At 65.7% G+C, this 868-nt stretch carries 1 protein-coding gene; it reads right to left on the bottom strand.

What is annotated here, in order from left to right:
• A partial coding sequence (locus U5809_RS34555) for an aminotransferase (RefSeq protein ID WP_322089848.1) occupies positions 1 to 868 on the bottom strand: 868 nt, incomplete at both ends.

Below are 868 nucleotides of genomic sequence, written 5' to 3'. Positions count from 1 at the left end.
TAGCCCGACGTGAGGCCCTTGGCCATCGTGATCAGGTCCGGCTCGAAGCCGAAGTGCTGGTGCGCGAACCATTCGCCGGTCCGGCCGAAGCCGCCGATCACCTCGTCGGCCACGAGCAGGATGTCGTACTTGCGGCAGATCCGCTGGATTTCCGGCCAGTACGTCGACGGCGGGAAGATCACGCCGCCCGCGCCCTGGAACGGCTCGCCGATGAACGCGGCGACGTTCTCCGCGCCGAGTTCGAGAATCTTCGCTTCGAGCTGCTGCGCGCGGGCGAGGCCGAACGCTTCCGGCGTTTCGCCCGGCTGCGCTTCGCCGAAGAAATACGGCTGGTCGATGTGCACGATGTGCTCGACCTTCGAGGGCATCTGCTCGTGCATGTAGCCCATCCCGCCGAGCGTGCCGCCTGCGATCGTCGAGCCGTGGTAGCCGTTCTTGCGCGAGATCACGTATTTCTTCTGCGGCTTGCCCTGCACGCGCCAGTACTGGTGCACGAGGCGCAGCACGGTGTCGTTGCCTTCCGAGCCGCTGTTGCAATAGAAGAAGTGGTTGAAGCCGGCCGGCGTGACTTCCGCGAGCATCGCGGAGAGTTCGATCACCGGCGGGTGCGTGGTCTTGAAGAACGTGTTGTAGAACGGCAGTTCCTGCAACTGGCGATACGCGGCGTCGGCGAGTTCCTTGCGGCCGTAGCCGACGTTCACGCACCACAGGCCGGCCATCCCGTCGATCACCTTGTTGCCTTCCGAATCCCACAGGTAGACGCCGTCGGCCTTCACGATCACGCGGCTGCCGGCGCGGTTCAGCGCGCCCATGTCCGAGAACGGGTGGATGTGGTGCGCGGCGTCGAGCGCGCGGTATTCGGCGGTCG

Source organism: Burkholderia sp. BCC1999, assembly GCF_905339975.1.
In the GTDB taxonomy this organism is placed as follows: Bacteria; Pseudomonadota; Gammaproteobacteria; order Burkholderiales; family Burkholderiaceae; genus Burkholderia.
Note: the sequence above shows the minus strand (reverse complement) of the source record. Positions and strands in the feature narration are given on the sequence as shown.